15 protein-coding genes are annotated in these 15030 nt (G+C 72.4%); 10 read left to right on the top strand and 5 right to left on the bottom strand.

The window, feature by feature from the left end; genetic code table 11:
- Window positions 1-6: 6 nt before the first annotated feature.
- From J3P38_RS05510 to J3P38_RS05500, 3 genes are read right to left on the bottom strand one after another with little or no spacing between them, the layout of a single operon-like run.
- On the bottom strand, window positions 7-300 hold the full coding sequence (locus tag J3P38_RS05510; RefSeq protein ID WP_210438832.1) for a hypothetical protein: 294 nt from the start codon (window positions 298-300) through the stop codon (window positions 7-9).
- The gene (locus J3P38_RS05505; protein ID WP_210438831.1) at window positions 297-827 is read right to left on the bottom strand and encodes an NUDIX domain-containing protein; all 531 of its coding nucleotides are present in this window, start codon (window positions 825-827) and stop codon (window positions 297-299) included. The genes J3P38_RS05510 and J3P38_RS05505 overlap by 4 nt, the downstream gene beginning before the upstream one ends.
- 21 nt (window positions 828-848) lie before the next feature.
- On the bottom strand, window positions 849-1067 hold the full coding sequence (locus J3P38_RS05500) for an antitoxin (RefSeq protein ID WP_210502915.1): 219 nt from the start codon (window positions 1065-1067) through the stop codon (window positions 849-851).
- An 87-nt stretch (window positions 1068-1154) separates the two neighbouring features.
- Here J3P38_RS05500 and miaA point away from each other — a divergent pair, with 87 nt between their 5' ends.
- The 10 genes from miaA to J3P38_RS05455 all read left to right on the top strand — a co-directional run bounded on the left by miaA (window position 1155) and on the right by J3P38_RS05455 (window position 13434).
- Window positions 1155-2084: a tRNA (adenosine(37)-N6)-dimethylallyltransferase MiaA gene (miaA, locus tag J3P38_RS05495; protein WP_210502914.1), complete on the top strand. Its 930-nt coding sequence runs from the start codon at window positions 1155-1157 to the stop codon at window positions 2082-2084.
- A gap of 68 nt (window positions 2085-2152) precedes the next feature.
- The gene (locus tag J3P38_RS05490; protein ID WP_210438829.1) at window positions 2153-2671 is read left to right on the top strand and encodes a dihydrofolate reductase family protein; all 519 of its coding nucleotides are present in this window, start codon (window positions 2153-2155) and stop codon (window positions 2669-2671) included.
- 91 nt (window positions 2672-2762) lie between these two features.
- Window positions 2763-4604 carry a gamma-glutamyltransferase gene (gene ggt / locus J3P38_RS05485; RefSeq protein ID WP_210502913.1) on the top strand — a complete coding sequence of 614 codons (1842 nt, stop codon included), beginning with the start codon at window positions 2763-2765 and terminating at the stop codon, window positions 4602-4604.
- Between the two features lie 37 nt (window positions 4605-4641).
- Window positions 4642-5439 (top strand): diaminopimelate epimerase, encoded by a 798-nt coding sequence (gene dapF / locus J3P38_RS05480; RefSeq protein ID WP_210502912.1) that lies wholly within the window; start codon window positions 4642-4644, stop codon window positions 5437-5439.
- A gap of 80 nt (window positions 5440-5519) precedes the next feature.
- The gene (locus J3P38_RS05475; protein WP_210438826.1) at window positions 5520-6296 is read left to right on the top strand and encodes an SDR family oxidoreductase; all 777 of its coding nucleotides are present in this window, start codon (window positions 5520-5522) and stop codon (window positions 6294-6296) included.
- A 209-nt stretch (window positions 6297-6505) separates the two neighbouring features.
- A complete protein-coding gene (locus J3P38_RS05470) occupies window positions 6506-7138 on the top strand; it encodes an NYN domain-containing protein (RefSeq protein ID WP_210438825.1) in 633 nt (210 codons plus the stop codon).
- Window positions 7139-7217: 79 nt separating this feature from the next.
- Window positions 7218-8747, top strand: coding sequence for a GTPase HflX (gene hflX / locus J3P38_RS05465; RefSeq protein WP_246855632.1), 1530 nt, complete (start codon window positions 7218-7220; stop codon window positions 8745-8747).
- Between the two features lie 93 nt (window positions 8748-8840).
- The gene (gene secD / locus J3P38_RS05460) at window positions 8841-11126 is read left to right on the top strand and encodes a protein translocase subunit SecD (protein WP_210438824.1); all 2286 of its coding nucleotides are present in this window, start codon (window positions 8841-8843) and stop codon (window positions 11124-11126) included.
- A gap of 113 nt (window positions 11127-11239) precedes the next feature.
- Window positions 11240-11371 carry a hypothetical protein gene (locus J3P38_RS18010; RefSeq protein WP_282595333.1) on the top strand — a complete coding sequence of 44 codons (132 nt, stop codon included), beginning with the start codon at window positions 11240-11242 and terminating at the stop codon, window positions 11369-11371.
- A gap of 56 nt (window positions 11372-11427) precedes the next feature.
- Window positions 11428-13434 (top strand): ATP-dependent DNA helicase, encoded by a 2007-nt coding sequence (locus J3P38_RS05455; RefSeq protein ID WP_307807735.1) that lies wholly within the window; start codon window positions 11428-11430, stop codon window positions 13432-13434.
- Window positions 13435-13439: 5 nt separating this feature from the next.
- On the opposite strand, the gene J3P38_RS05450 is transcribed toward J3P38_RS05455, so the two are convergent.
- Window positions 13440-14159: a sulfotransferase family 2 domain-containing protein gene (locus J3P38_RS05450; RefSeq protein WP_210502911.1), complete on the bottom strand. Its 720-nt coding sequence runs from the start codon at window positions 14157-14159 to the stop codon at window positions 13440-13442.
- A gap of 67 nt (window positions 14160-14226) precedes the next feature.
- The gene (gene lexA, locus J3P38_RS05445; protein WP_210438822.1) at window positions 14227-14949 is read right to left on the bottom strand and encodes a transcriptional repressor LexA; all 723 of its coding nucleotides are present in this window, start codon (window positions 14947-14949) and stop codon (window positions 14227-14229) included.
- Between the last annotated feature and the right edge of the window lie 81 nt (window positions 14950-15030).

The raw sequence follows: 15030 nt of genomic DNA, 5'->3' as shown, positions 1-15030 counted from the left end.
GGTCGCCTACTCGGGCGGCTCCGGCGACCCGTCCTCGGCCTCCTGGCCGGCCCGCGGCTCGCCGGGCGCCTCGCCGACCTCCTGGTGCGAGGTGTCGCCGTCGGGGGCCTGCGACTTGTCGTCGGGCTCCGAGATCTCGTCGGGGGCGGCGTCGTCGACGGCGGGGTTGTCGTCGGGGTCGAGGTCGCGGGACAGGCCGTTGTCGGCCGGGTCGTCCTCGAGCGCGTCGACGCCGCCGGGTGCCAGCTGCGGCTCCTCGGTGAACGGCGTCGGCATGGGGCTCAGGTCGTCGTTGGTCATCGATTCCCTCCCTTGGGTCGGTCGTCGGATCCTGCCCTGACCGCCTCGCCGGGGCCACCCCCGCCCGGGCGGGCGTCCCACCCGTAGGCGAGGTAGCCGACCCCGGAGGACAGGTGTGCCAGGGCGTGCGCCTCGTGCGGCACCATCGGCTCCGGCAGCGCGTCGAGCGGGAACCAGCCGAGCGCGGAGGCCTTCTCCGTCTCCACGATCCGCGGCTCGCCGACCCACGACCGAGCGGTGAAGAACCAGTCCACCCGCTCCTCGATCGCCGGGCCGAACTGGCTGCGCTGCATGGTGAGGACGAACTCGAGGTCGACCCCGGTGATGCCGAGCTCCTCGACCGCCTCGCGGCGCGCGGCGTCGTACGCCGTCTCGCCGCGCTCGACGTGCCCCGCGGCCGCGGCGGCCCAGTGCCCCGGCATGTACGGGACCGGGCCCCGCTGCTGCAGGAGCACCTCCGTGCCGCCCGCTCCGTCACGCAGCAGGTAGACGTAGGAGGCGGGCACGAGGGCGAAGCGGTCGGTCACCCGTCCCAACCTAAGGGCCGGTCAGCGCGGGGGCGGGGGCGGGACGTCGTCGTCCCTGCCGTCGAGCGAGTCCAGCGCGTCGCGCGCCTTGCCGGTGGCCTTCTCGATCGTGTCGGCGTGCTTGCCGCCGGTCCGCTCGTTGGCGAACGCGCCGGCCTTGTCGATGCCCTCGGCGATCTTGTCGCCGTGCTGGTCGACGACCTCGGTGATCCTCGCCCGGGCCTTGTCCAGGAAGCTCAACGGGTCCTCCTCGCGATGGCGCCGGCCCACCCGGCGGGTGGGCACTCCGGCTGCGATCGAGCGTAGCCACGCTGCGACAATCGGGGCATGCCTCGTCCTGTCGTCGCCGTCGTGGGTGCGACGGCGTCGGGCAAGACCGCCTTGAGCCTCGACCTGGCCGAGCGGCTCGGAGGAGAGGTCGTCAACACCGACGCCATGCAGGTCTACCGCGGCATGGACGTCGGCACGGCCAAGCTCCCCGAGGCCGAGCGACGCGGCATCGCGCACCACCTCCTCGACGTGCTCGAGGTGACCGAGCCGGCCACGGTCGCGCTCTTCCAGGGCTGGGCCCGCGAGGTCGTCGCCGACGTGCGGGGCCGCGGGGCCGTGCCGGTGCTGGTGGGCGGTTCCGCGCTCTACACCCGCGCGATCCTCGACCGCTTCGAGTTCCCCGGCACCGACGACTCCCTGCGCCGCGAGCTCGAGGCGGAGCTCGAGCGGGTCGGCAGCCACGCGCTCCACGAGCGCCTCGCGGGCGTCGACCCGGAGGCAGCCGCGCAGATCCTCCCCGACAACGGCCGGCGCGTGGTCCGCGCCCTGGAGGTGGTCGCGCTGACCGGCCGGCCGTTCAGCGCCAGCCTCCCCCGCCTGGAGTACGTCGACCCGCTGACCGTGCAGGTCGGCGTCGACATCGACCGGCCGACCCTCGACGCGCGCATCGCGCGTCGGGTGGAGGAGATGTTCGCGAGCGGCTTCGTCGAGGAGGTCGAGGGGCTGCTGGCCCGAGGCCTGGCGGAGGGTCGCACCGCCTCCCGGGCGATCGGCTACCGCGAGGTGGCCGGCTTCCTGGCCGGCGACCGGACGCTCGCCGAGGCGATCGAGCAGACCACCGTGGCGACGCGCCGATTCGCGCGGCGGCAGGACGCCTGGTTCCGCAAGGACCCGCGGATCGTGTGGGTCGCGCACGACGACCCCGACCGCGTCGCGAAGGCGGTGGCGGCGGTCGAGCGCCTCGTGACCACGGACGCCGACGGCTGACCCGAGCCCGTCGGAGGAGCGCAATTCCGGTCGGGCGGCCGGCCCGACGCCGGTGCGAGGCTGGCGCCATGGCGACGATCTACTACACCGGCTGCACCCTCGACGGCTTTCTCGCGACCGACGACCACTCGCTCGACTGGCTGACCTCGCGCGACATCGACCAGGACGGCCCGATGGGCTACCCGGCGTTCCGCGAGCGGCTCGGGGCGTGCGTCATGGGCGCGACGACCTGGCAGTGGATCCTCGACCACGACGAGGAGCCGTGGGGTCCGCTGCCGACCTGGGTGATGACGCACCGCACGTTCCCCGAGGCGCCGCCGAGCGTGCGCTTCGACCGCGACGACGTACGCCGCGTGCACGCCGAGATGACGGAGGCGGCCGGTGGCAAGGACGTCTGGGTGGTCGGCGGGGGCGACCTCGTGGGCCAGCTCCACGACGCCGGGCTGCTCGACGAGGTGTGGATCCAGTACGCCCCGGTCTTCATCGGCAGCGGGGCGCCGGTGCTGCCCCGCCACGTCGAGCTCCGGCTCGAGGAGGTCGCGCGCAACCGCGACTTCATGTGCGGGCGCTACACCGTCGTGCGGTGACGCCCGCCCCCGGGGGCGCTCGCCCGTGAGGGCGTGGACAACGGGGCGGCCGAGGAGCAAGGTGGAACAGACCGACTCCGGGGAGGCTCCCATGCACGTCCGTACGTCTCTTGCCGCTGCGACCGCGACCGGCCTGCTCGCCGGACTCGTCGTCGCGATGCCCGCCGGCGCGACCGGACGGGCCCCGGACGGGGCGGAGCCCCGCCCGACCGCCAAGGTGCCGACGGCGATCGGCAAGGGGGGTGCCGTCAGCACGGTCGACCCCGAGGCCAGCGCCGCCGCGCTCAAGGTGCTGAAGGCCGGCGGGAACGCCGTCGACGCGGCGGTCGCCGCCGCGGCCACCCTCGGCGTGACGGAGCCCTACAGCGCCGGCATCGGCGGCGGCGGCTACTTCGTCTACTACAACGCCAAGAGCGGCAAGGTGCGCACGATCGACGGCCGCGAGACCGCGCCGAAGCGGATGCCCAACGACGCCTTCATCGACCCGGCGACGGGCAGGCCGTACAACTTCACCCCCGAGCTGGTCACCAGCGGCGTCTCCGTGGGCACGCCCGGCACCCCGGCCACGTGGGAGCGCGCGCTCGACAAGTGGGGCACGCTGAGCCTGGCCGAGGCGCTCCGCCCGGCGATCAAGGTCGCCACGCGCGGCTTCGTCGTCGACGAGACCTTCCGCCAGCAGACCCTCGACAACGAGACCAGGTTCCGCGCCTTCAAGGCGACGCGCAAGCTGTTCCTGCGCGGGGGCGACGCGCCCGCGGTCGGCTCGGTCTTCCGCAACCGCCAGCTGGCGCGCACCTACACCCGCCTGGGTCGCAAGGGACTCTCCTACTTCTACCGCGGCGAGCTCGCCAAGCTCATGGTCGACGTCGTCCGCCACCCGCGGACCACCGCCAACACCGAGCTCCCCGTCCCGCCCGGCTACCTGAGCCGCCGCGACCTCAAGACCTACGAGGTGCTGGTGCAGCGGCCCACCCGCGTCGACTACCGCGGCTACGACGTCTACGGCATGGCCCCGTCGTCGTCGGGCGGCACCACCGTCGGTGAGGCGCTCAACATCCTCGAGCGCTACGACCTGTCCAGCATGACCGCGGAGCAGGCGCTCCACCACTACCTCGAGGCCAGCGCGCTCGCCTTCGCCGACCGCGGCAAGTACGTCGGCGACCCCGCCTTCGTCGACGTCCCGGTCAGGCGGCTGCTCGACGACCGCTACGCCGCCGAGCGCGCCTGCCTGCTGAACCCGACCCGCGCCGCCACCAAGCCCGTCCCCGCCGGCGACGTGACGTCGTACGACGGCGTGTGCTCGCCCACGAAGGCCGACGGGGTCACCGACGCCGACACCGAGAACATCTCCACCACCAACCTGACCGTCGCCGACAGGTGGGGCAACGTCGTGGAGTACACCCTCACCATCGAGCAGACCGGCGGCTCCGGCCAGGTCGTGCCGCGGCACGGCTTCCTGCTGAACAACGAGCTCACCGACTTCTCGACGGTCTACGACCCCGCCGACCCCAACCGCATCCAGCCGGGCAAGCGGCCCCGCAGCTCGATGTCCCCGACGATCGTGCTCAGGAACGGCAAGCCGTTCCTCGCGCTCGGCTCGCCGGGCGGCTCGACCATCATCACGACGGTCCTGCAGATGATCGTCAACCGCATCGACCTCGGCATGACCGTCCAGGAGGCGATCGCCGCGCCGCGCGCGACGCAGCGCAACACCGCCAACACGACGGCCGAGCCCGAGTTCATCACCGCCTACGGTCCCGCGCTGACCGCGCTCGGCCACCGGCTGGTGCCGGCGGGAGACGCGTTCACCAGCGCGGCCGAGATCGGGGCAGCGACGGCGATCGAGTTCGGTCGACGCGGCCGCATGACGGCGGTCGCCGAGCCCACCCGGCGTGGCGGCGGCTCGGCGAAGGTGGTCAAGCGCCGCCGCTGAGCCCGGACGAGCTCGCGCCGCCTGCCACACTGGATCGGTGAGCTACCGCTTCCTCAAGGGCCACGGCACCGAGAACGACTTCGTCGTCCTGCCCGACCCCGACGGCTCGGTCCACGGCGACGCGGACGGCGAGATGGCCGCGGAGCGGGTGCGCGCGCTCTGCGACCGTCGCGCGGGCATCGGCGGCGACGGGGTGCTGCGCGCGGTGCGGCGCGACGGCGGGTGGTTCATGGACTACCGCAACTCCGACGGGTCGACCAGCGAGATGTGCGGCAACGGCGTCCGGGTCTTCGCGCGCTACCTGCACGAGCACGAGGGCGAGCCGTTCCCGATCGAGGTCGGCACCCGCGCCGGCACCAAGGTGCTCGACCGGGCCGGGACCGGCTTCACCGCCGACATGGGCGCGCCCGCCCTCCTCGGCGAGACCGCGGTGTCCGTCGGCGATCGCACGTGGGCGGCGCACCACGTCTCGATGGGCAACCCGCACGCGGTCGCCTTCGTCGACGACCTCGACGACGCCGGGGACCTCCTCGCGCCGCCGCGCCACGACCCGGCGGTCTACCCCGACGGCGTCAACGTCGAGTTCGTGGTGCGCCGCGGGCCGCGGCACGTGGCGATGCGCGTGCACGAGCGGGGGTCCGGGGAGACGCGCTCCTGCGGCACCGGCGCCTGTGCCGTGGCCGTCGCGGCGGCGCTGCTCGACGACGCGCCCCGCGGGACGACGTACCGCGTCGACGTGCCGGGCGGCACCCTCCACGTGGAGTGGACCGTCGACGACCGGGTCCTGCTGACGGGGCCGGCGGTGCTCGTCGCCGAGGGCACGACGGACCTCTGAGGCCCGCTGGTCGGGTCGAGTGCCGCCGCGGTCGTAGCCCGCACGGAGCCCAGCACTCGACTGGCATAGCATCCGGCGACATGGACATCACCGGATCCACCGCCATCGTCACCGGCGGCGCCAGCGGCATCGGTGCCGCGGTCGCCCGCGCCCTCTCCGCCCGGGGAGCGACGGTCGTCGTCGCCGACATCGACGCCGAGAAGGGCGAGGCGCTCGCCGGGGAGATCGGCGGCGTCTTCGCCGCCGTCGACGTGACGCGGACCGAGCAGGTCACCGCGGCGGTCGAGGCGGCCGCCGAGATCGCGCCGCTGCGCGCCTGCGTGAACTCCGCGGGCATCGGCTGGGCCCAGCGCACCATCGGCCGTGACGGCCTGATCGAGCAGGCCCACGACCTCGACGCGTTCCGCAAGGTGGTGGAGATCAACCTCATCGGCACCTTCGACATGACCCGCCAGGCCGCGACGGTGATGAGCCGCAACGAGCCCGACGAGGACGACCAGCGGGGCGCCATCGTCAACCTCGCCTCGGTCGCGGCCTTCGACGGCCAGATCGGCCAGGCGTCGTACTCCGCGTCCAAGGGCGGCGTCGTCGGGATGACCCTCCCAATTGCGCGCGACCTGTCCGCCGCCGGCATCCGCCTCAACACCGTGGCGCCCGGCCTGATCGACACCCCGATCTACGACGCGTTCCCCGAGCCCGAGCAATTCAAGGCCAACCTCGGTCGCAACGTGCTGTTCCCCAAGCGCCTCGGCCGTGCCGACGAGCTGGCCAGCATGGTCGTGGAGTGCCTGACCAACTCCTACATGAACGGCGAGACCATCCGCGTCGACGGCGGCATCCGGATGCCACCGAAGTGACCGGACGGGCCACGTAGGGGCGAGCCGCGTCCCCACTGGTCCAGACCGTTGTCCGCATTCTGGGCGTTTCGCCCCGTGTCCCGGCGCCGCGGTGGATGGTCTCCCTGAAGTTCGAGATTCATCCAGCCTGTGGGGGGCGCACGATGACCAGGATGGCGGAGCCGCGGGGATGCTCCAGTGCAGGCGGCGACGGAGAGCTGGCGTCGCTCGTGACACGTTGGGTCGGCGCTCGCAGCGACGTCCAGGTGCGCGCAGCGACCGAGGCGGTCGACGAGACCGCGCTGGTCGGCCCGACCGAGTCGGCCGGGTCCGACGACCCTGCCTTCGGGCCGACGCCGCGCAGGCGTGCCCTGCCTCGTCGCGGGGCGGCAGTCGACGCGGAGCGCGCGACCAGGCGCGCGGTGCTCATCGACACCCGCCGCATCCCCGAGGACGTCGCTGCCAAGCTGCTCGCACGGCTGGGCGAGCGGGGGCCGGTCGACGTCTGCCGCGCCTACGCGGACTGGAGCCGGTCCGACCTCGGCGCGTGGGCGGGTCGCCTGCGCCCGCAGGGGCTCTCCTCCTTCCACCAGCTGGCCGCCGACGGCGAGCAGGCGCTGGTGGCGATGGCCATCGACGCCGTCGACATCGCCCGCGAGGCCGCGGTCGACGAGGTGGTGATCGTCGGCGACATGACGTGCATGCTGCCCCTGGTGCACCGGCTGCACTCTGCGGGCGTGCGGGTGGTCGTGGTGGGTCCCGCACACACGGCGCACGACGTCCGCGCCGCGTGCGACGAGTTCATCGACTTCGACTCGCTGACGGAGGAGCGAGCGGTCGCGCTCGGGCGGCACCGCGCCTGAGGATCGGCCCCCCACCGTTGTCAGCCCTGCGCGAAACTGCTCGCGCAGGTGAGGTCGGGCGACCTACCCTTGCTGGTATATGACGAACGCACCTGACTTCAATCTGCGCGACGCCCTCGACGCCACCCGCGGCTGGGACGACGACACGATCGAGCTCGACGACGAGCTGCTCGCCGACCAGGACGACTTCGAGTCCGGCTACGCCGACGACACGGCGTACGACGACGAGGCCGACCCCGAGGAGCTGACGCTCGGCGCGCAGGAGCTGGCCGAGCGCCACGCCCTGCGCCGCGTCGCCAGCCTGCGCACCGAGCTCGAGGACATCACCGAGGTCGAGTACCGCCAGCTCCGGCTGGAGAAGGTCGTGCTCGTCGGCGTGTGGACCGAGGGCAGCGTCACCGACGCCGAGAACTCGATGGCCGAGCTCGCGCTGCTCGCCGAGACCGCCGGCTCCGAGGTCCTCGAGGCCGTCTTCCAGCGCCGCCAGAAGCCGGACCCGGCCACCTACATCGGCCGCGGCAAGGTCGACGCGATCCGCGAGATCGTGCAGGCGACCGGCGCCGACACCGTCATCTGCGACGGCGAGCTCGCGCCCAGCCAGCTGCGCAACCTCGAGGACCGGCTCAAGGTCAAGGTGGTCGACCGCACCGCGCTGATCCTCGACATCTTCGCCCAGCACGCGAAGAGCAAGGAGGGCCAGGCGCAGGTGGAGCTCGCCCAGCTGCAGTACATGAAGCAGCGCCTGCGCGGCTGGGGCGGCAACCTGTCCCGCCAGGCCGGTGGCCGGGCCGCCGGCGGCGAGGGCATCGGTGGCCGCGGTCCCGGTGAGACCAAGATCGAGACCGACCGCCGCCGCATCAACACCCGGATCGCCAAGCTGCGACGCGAGCTCAAGGAGATGCGCGGCACCCGTGAGGTCAAGCGGCAGTCGCGCCGCCGCAACCACGTGCCCAGCGTTGCGATCGCCGGCTACACCAACGCCGGCAAGTCCTCGCTGCTCAACCGGCTGACCGACGCCGGGGTGCTCGTGGAGGACGCGCTGTTCGCGACCCTGGACCCCACCACCCGGCGTACGACGACCTCGGACGGGCGGGTGTACACGATGTCCGACACCGTCGGCTTCGTGCGCCACCTCCCGCACGACCTTGTCGAGGCGTTCCGCTCGACGCTCGAGGAGGTCGCCGACGCCGACCTGCTGCTCCACGTCGTCGACGGCTCGCACCCCGACCCGGAGGGCCAGATCGCTGCGGTGCGACAGGTGCTCGCCGAGATCGGTGCGACCAAGGTCCCCGAGATCATCGTCATCAACAAGGCCGACGCCGCCGACCCGCTGGTGATCAGCCGGCTCAGGGCGCGCGAGCCGCACAGCGTCGTGGTGAGCGCGAAGACGGGCGAGGGCATCGAGGAGGCGCTGCGGACGATCGAGTCCGAGCTGCCGCGGCCGCAGGTCGAGTTCGACGTGCTGCTGCCCTACGAGCGCGGCGACCTGGTGAACCGCATTCACCAGGAGGCCGAGATCGGCTCGATGGAGCACACCGGCGACGGCACGCTCGTCGTCGGCCGGGCCAACGCCGACCTCGCCGGCGAGCTGGCGGCCTACGCCCGCTGACCTCGCGCGGGCGGAACCTTCGAGCGGGGCGGCGCGTTGAGCCGTCCGTGCCCGATTACGGGCGTCGAAGTCTCGTAGTAGAGGATGTCGCGCATGTCACGAGGTGTCTGGATCCGCTTCATCCTCGTGCTCGGCCTGCTGGCCGGGTGCGCGGCGCTCGCCGTCAACGTCAAGCCCAACCTGGGCCTGGACCTCCGCGGCGGTGCGCAGTTCGTCTTCGAGGCCGAGGGGACCGAGCAGACGCCCGCCAACGCGGAGAACGTCGACAAGACCCTGCAGGTCCTCCGCGGCCGGGTCGACGCCCTCGGTGTCGCCGAGTCCACCCTGGTCCGCCAGGGCGAGAACCGCATCCTGGTCGAGCTGCCCGGCGTGACCAACGACGCCGAGGCGCAGGAGGCCGAGGAGCGCATCGGCACGACGGCGAAGCTGACCATTCACGAGGTCGTCTCGACAACCCAGCCCGACGCCGAGCCCAGCAAGAAGAACAACCTCGTGCTGCCCTCCGACCAGGGCGACACCCTCGAGGTCGGTCCGACGGTCATCCAGGGCGAGGAGATCACCGGCGCCAGCGCGGTGCAGCGCGAGCAGAGCGTCGAGTGGGTCGTGGCCATCGACTTCAACGGCAAGGGTGGCGACACCTGGGCCGACATCACCGGCAAGGCCGCCTGCAACCCCTCCGGCGACCCCAAGCGCCGCATCGCGATCGTGCTCGACAACGAGGTCATCTCCTCGCCCGAGGTCAACACGGGGGTCGGCTGCAACGTCGGCATCCGCGGCGGCTCCACCGACATCACCGGCAACTTCACCTCGGCGGAGGCTCGCGAGCTCTCCGCGCTCATCGAGGGCGGCGCCCTGCCGCTCGAGCTGACCGCCATCTCCGACCGCCTCGTCGGCCCGTCGCTCGGTGAGGCGGCGATCGACGCCTCGATCGAGGCCGGCATCATCGGCCTCATCCTGACCGGCCTGTTCATCGTGATCGTCTACCGGCTCGTCGGTCTCATGGCGACCATCGCGCTGGCGTCGTACGCCCTGCTCGCCTATGCCATGCTCGTCGGGCTCGGGTCGACGCTCACGCTGCCCGGCCTCGCCGGCTTCGTGCTCGCCATCGGCATGGCGATCGACGCGAACGTCCTCGTCTTCGAACGAGCCCGGGAGGAGTACGCCGCCTACCCGTCCGCCGGGCTGCGCCGCGCCCTCGCGGTCGGCTTCAACAAGGCGTGGACCGCCATCATCGACTCCAACGTGACCACGCTGCTCGCGGCCGGGCTGCTGTTCTTCCTCGGCTCCGGTCCGATCAAGGGCTTCGGTGTCACCCTGTCCATCGGTGTCATCGCGTCGATGATCTCCGCGCTGATCATCGCCCGCGTGCTGTGCGACCTCGCGGTCTCCAACAAGGGCGTCTCGCGCCGGCCCGGCATCAGCGGCCTCGGCGACGTCGGCAAGGTGCGGGCCTGGCTGGACCGCAAGGACCCCGACATCATGAAGAACCGCGGCCGCTGGCTGGCCGTGTCGGGTGCGGCGACCGTGTTCGCCATCGCCGGCATCGCCACCCAGGGCCTCAACCTCGGTGTCGAGTTCACCGGCGGACGCCAGCTCGACTACTCCCTGTCCGAGGAGATCTCCGTCGACCAGGCCCGCCAGGCCGTGGCCGACGCCGGCTTCCCCGAGGCCGTCGTGCAGACCGCCGACACCGCCGACTTCACCGTCCGCACCGGCGAGATCTCGAACGAGGAGGAGCAGCGGATCGAGGACGAGCTCGCGGCGGTCGGCGGCGACGTGTCGAAGGTCGACGACCAGCAGATCGGCGCCTCCCTCGGCGAGGAGCTGCGCAACAACGCGCTCATCGCCTTCGGCGTCGCCTTCCTCGCCCAGCTGCTCTACCTCGCCTTCCGGTTCAAGTGGACCTTCGGCGTCTCGGCCGTCATCGCGATGGCCCACGACGTGCTGATCGTGGTCGGCATCTTCGCCTGGATGCAGAAGCCGATCGACGGCATCTTCCTGGCGGCAGCGATGACCATCATCGGTCTCTCCGTCAACGACACCGTCGTCGTCTTCGACCGGGTGCGCGAGCGGTGGTTCGGCTCGAAGCCCGAGGACGACTTCAGCTCGCTGGCCAACAAGGCCGCGGTCGAGACGGTGCCGCGCACCGTCAACACCGGCCTCGGCACGATGTTCATCCTCGCCGCGCTCGCGATCCTCGGCGGCGACTCGCTGCGCGACTTCTCGATCGCGCTGCTGATCGGACTCATCGTCGGCACCTACTCCTCGATCTTCACCGCCACCCCGCTGGTGACCTACTTCCAGGAGAAGTGGCCGATGAGCCGGGTCAAGAAGGAGAAGGTCGAGCGCGCGCCCGAGGACTCCGGCGCCGTCGTCTGAGCGGTCGCTTTGGAATCCCCCGCTTAAGCGGGGGATTCCGAACTTCCGGGGGCGTGCAGACCCCCGGAAGTTCGCACAACCCTCGTGAGGTCCCGGGGCGTACGCTGCCTGGCATGTTGTGGATCCTGCTGATCGTCGTCCTGGGCGTGGTCGCCTACCGCTACCGCGTGAAGCTCCTCGCGAAGGTGCTCGGCCAGCCCGAGCGGCGCATCGAGCGCCAGATCGGCCGCAAGAAGAACTACTGACACCCGCTGTGGACGCGGTACGCCGAGCTGTCGGCGCCGCCCCGTAAGGTGCTCTGGTGCCCGCGACCGACACCGCCCCCGCGCCCGTGACCACGCCGGTCCCGACGGTGCTGGCCAGGGCGGTCACGGCCCTCGGCGGGCAGCAGCGCGACGGCCAGGTGCAGATGGCCACCGAGGTCGCCGAGGCGATGGAGGAGGGCCGTCACCTCCTCGTCCAGGCCGGCACCGGCACGGGCAAGTCGCTCGGCTACCTCGTCCCCGCGCTGCTCCACGACAAGCGCGTCGTCGTCGCCACCGCGACCCTCGCCCTGCAGCACCAGCTCGTCGAGCGCGACCTGCCGCGACTGGTCGAGGCGGTCAAGGACGTGCCCGGCCTCGACACGTCGTACGCCGTGCTGAAGGGCCGCTCGAACTACGCCTGCCTGCACCGGATCCGCGCCGGCGTCCCCGACGACCAGGGCGCCCTCGTCGACGTCCCCACGGGCTCGATGGCCGAGAAGGTCCTCGAGCTGCGCGCATGGGCGGAGGAGGAGTCCGAGCAGGGGGGCAGCGGCGAGCGGGACAACGCCCCACGACACACCGACCGCGAGTGGCGCCAGGTGTCGGTCAACCACCGCGAGTGCCTCGGCGCCGCGAAGTGCCCGTTCGGGCAGGAGTGCTTCGCCGAGCTCGCGCGCGAGAAGGCGCAGCGCAGCCACCTCATCGTCACCAACCACTCCCTCCTCGCGATCGACGCGATCGAGGAGGTGCCGATGATCCCCGACTACGACACGGTCGTGATCGACGAGGCCCACGAGCTGACCGCCCGTGTCACCCAGGCCGCCACCGACGAGCTCGGCGTCTCCGACATCGAGCGCGCCGCCCGGCGCGCGTCGCGCTGGGCCGACGGCGCCGACGGCGACCCCGCGGGCGACCTCGAGGACGCCGCGCAGCAGCTGGCCGAGGCCATCGAGGCGACCCCGCCGGGCCGCATCGACCAGCTGTCGACCCAGCTCTCCGACGCGCTCGTGCTGGTGCGCGACGCGGCCCGCGCCTGCCTGTCGGCCTTCCCGCGCGAGTCTGGCGGCGACGGTGACGGCGACGCCGGGCGTACGCAGGCCAAGGGCATGGTGCAGGAGGTGTACGTCAACGCCGAGCGGATGGCCGCGGGCTCGCAGGCCGACGTGCTGTGGCTGGGCGAGGCCCGCGACCGGTTCCCGGCGCGGCTCCACGTCGCCCCGCTGCAGGTGTGGGGCCCGATGCGCGACCGGCTGCTGACCGACAAGACCGTCGTCTTCACCAGCGCGACGCTGATGCTCGGCGGCGAGTTCGGTGCGGTCGCCACCTCGCTCGGCCTCAAGCCCACCGAGCGCGTGGGCTCGCAGGTCGCCAGCCCCGACCCCGACTCGGCGCTGCCGTGGAAGGGCCTCGACGTCGGGTCGCCGTTCGACTACGGCCAGCAGTCGATCCTCTACGTCGCCCGCCACCTGCCGCAGCCCGGCCGCGACGGCCTGGGGCCGGCGCAGCTCGACGAGATCTGCGACCTCGTCGACGCGCTCGACGGGCGCACGCTCGGCCTCTTCTCCTCGCGCCGCGCGGCGGAGGCCGCGGCGGAGGCGGTCCGGGCCCGGTTGCCGCACCTCACGACGCTCGCGCAGGGCGACGCCCAGCTGCCGGAGCTCGCCAGGCAGTTCGTCGATGACCCGCACACCTGCCTGTTCGGCACGCTGTCGCTGTGGCAGGGCCTCGACGTGCCGGGCGACACCTGCCAGCTGGTGATCATCGACCGGATCCCGTTCCCCCGCCCCGACGACCCGCTGATGTCGGCGCGCCAGAAGGCCGCCGACCAGGCCGGCGGCAACGGCTTCATGCAGGTCGCCGCCACCCATGCCGCGCTCCTGCTCGCGCAGGGCGCCGGTCGCCTGATCCGCACGACGTCCGACCGCGGCGTCGTCGCCGTGCTCGACCCGCGCCTGGAGACGGCGCGCTACGGCCGCTTCCTCAAGGCGTCGCTGCCGCCGATGTGGTCGACCACCGACCCGGCGCTCGTACGTCAGGCGCTCGCGCGGCTCGGCGCCGCCTAGCCCGGTCAGGGCGCGTAGCCGAAGAGCTGGTAGTCCCGGCGGTACATCGTCGCCACCAGCTCGCGCAGCTCGGCGGAGACCTGGCGGTCGCGCCCGCCGGGGGCGGTCTGGTTCCGCGGCGCGGTCGGCACGGCGGGCGCCCCGACGCGCTCGCAGACCTCGGCGAAGTCGCGGTCGAAGGTCTCGAGCCGGCCGACGAAGTCGACCCGGTTGAGGTCGATCATCCGGCTCTGGAGCGTAAGGTGCTGGTCGGTCCCCGGCACCGCGGACAGGTCCTGTGCAGCGGTCCAGCGGGCGAACTCCTCGACGGTCTGCATCCGCTCGTGGGTCGCGGCGTCGAAGTCGTAGTAGTTGTGGTCGACGACTTTGTCGTGCCACGCCGAGACGAACCGGTCCAGCGGGTCGCGCACGAACGCGAAGGTGAAGTAGTCGGCGAAGCTGGCGAGCGGGTATCGCACCCGCATCGCATGATCGACGTCCATGCTGACGCCGTGCTGCTCGCAGTGGTGGCGGATGGTGCGCGTCGCGACCTTGGCCACCCGGTACCAGACGAAGCGGTGGCTGTGGCTGATCGTCAGGTTGTACGCCAGCGGGCTGAGCCAGGCGGACTGCTCGCCCGCCGCGGCCAGCCGGTCGACCGCGGCCTGCGCCTCCGGCACGAGCCGGCGGCGGTTGCCCGGGCGCGTGCGGAAGACCAGCGGGTCGGGGACGGCGAACTCGGGCATCGGCGCGAGGCTACACCGCCGGCCGCGCGGCCCTGCGGGCCCGCCGCGCAGGTCGGCGTACGACGCCTCAGACCCGGCGCAGCACCGCGGTCACGACGCCGAGGATCGTGGCGTTGTCGCCCGGGATGGGGTCGTAGGCCTCGTTGTGGGGCAGCAGCCAGACGTGGCCGTCCTTGCGCTGGAACGTCTTGACCGTCGCCTCGCCCTCGATCATCGCGGCGACGATCTGGCCGTTGGTCGCGGTCTGCTCCTGGCGGATCACGACGTAGTCGCCGTTGCAGATCGCCGCGTCGACCATGGAGTCGCCGGAGACCTCGAGCAGGAAGAGGGTGCCGTCGCCGACGAGCTGCTTGGGGAGCGGGAACACGTCGGTGACCTGCTCCTCGGCGAGGATCGGGCCGCCGGCGGCGATCCGGCCGACGACCGGGATGTTGACCGCGGCCGGGGCGGCGTCACCGATGCCCGTCTCGTCGATGCTGGTCTCGTCGGCGCTCGAGATGGAGCGGCGCGCGGCCATCACCTCGGGCAGGAACACCTCGAGGGCGCGGGGCCGGTTGGGGTCGCGCTTGAGGAAGCCCTTGCTCTCGAGGACGCGGAGCTGGTGGGCGACGCTGGAGGAGGAGGTGAGGCCGACGGCCTGCCCGATCTCACGCATCGACGGCGGGTAGCCCTTGGACTCGATGGAGTCCTTGATCGTGGCCAGCACGCGCTGCTGGCGCGGGGTCAGTCCGGTGGCGTCCGGGGGTCCGTCGGGCATCTCGATGACGTTCTTGTCGTCGGACTTGGCCATGGCTCCTCCACTACGGGTTGCCCGCTCCGTCCGCGGCTCGGGTGGGACAGGAGCAGGTGTGTTCACCGTAGTCCTGTCGGC

Source organism: Nocardioides xinjiangensis, from assembly GCF_017916455.1.
Taxonomy (GTDB): domain Bacteria; phylum Actinomycetota; class Actinomycetes; order Propionibacteriales; family Nocardioidaceae; genus Nocardioides; species Nocardioides xinjiangensis.
The sequence above is the reverse complement of the archived record's forward strand: the minus strand, read 5'-3'. Positions and strand labels throughout refer to the sequence as shown.

Bases quoted from the DNA above. Each gene is read 5' to 3' on its own strand.
- J3P38_RS05490 (WP_210438829.1), top strand. From the start codon at position 2,153: ATGGCGACGATCTACTACACCGGCTGCACCCTCGACGGCTTTCTCGCG.
- J3P38_RS05475 (WP_210438826.1), top strand. From the start codon at position 5,520: ATGGACATCACCGGATCCACCGCCATCGTCACCGGCGGCGCCAGCGGC.
- secD (WP_210438824.1), top strand. From the start codon at position 8,841: ATGTCACGAGGTGTCTGGATCCGCTTCATCCTCGTGCTCGGCCTGCTG.
- hflX (WP_246855632.1), top strand. From the start codon at position 7,218: ATGACGAACGCACCTGACTTCAATCTGCGCGACGCCCTCGACGCCACC.
- J3P38_RS18010 (WP_282595333.1), top strand. From the start codon at position 11,240: ATGTTGTGGATCCTGCTGATCGTCGTCCTGGGCGTGGTCGCCTACCGC.
- miaA (WP_210502914.1), top strand. From the start codon at position 1,155: ATGCCTCGTCCTGTCGTCGCCGTCGTGGGTGCGACGGCGTCGGGCAAG.
- ggt (WP_210502913.1), top strand. From the start codon at position 2,763: ATGCACGTCCGTACGTCTCTTGCCGCTGCGACCGCGACCGGCCTGCTC.
- J3P38_RS05510 (WP_210438832.1), bottom strand. From the start codon at position 300: ATGACCAACGACGACCTGAGCCCCATGCCGACGCCGTTCACCGAGGAG.
- lexA (WP_210438822.1), bottom strand. From the start codon at position 14,949: ATGGCCAAGTCCGACGACAAGAACGTCATCGAGATGCCCGACGGACCC.
- J3P38_RS05450 (WP_210502911.1), bottom strand. From the start codon at position 14,159: ATGCCCGAGTTCGCCGTCCCCGACCCGCTGGTCTTCCGCACGCGCCCG.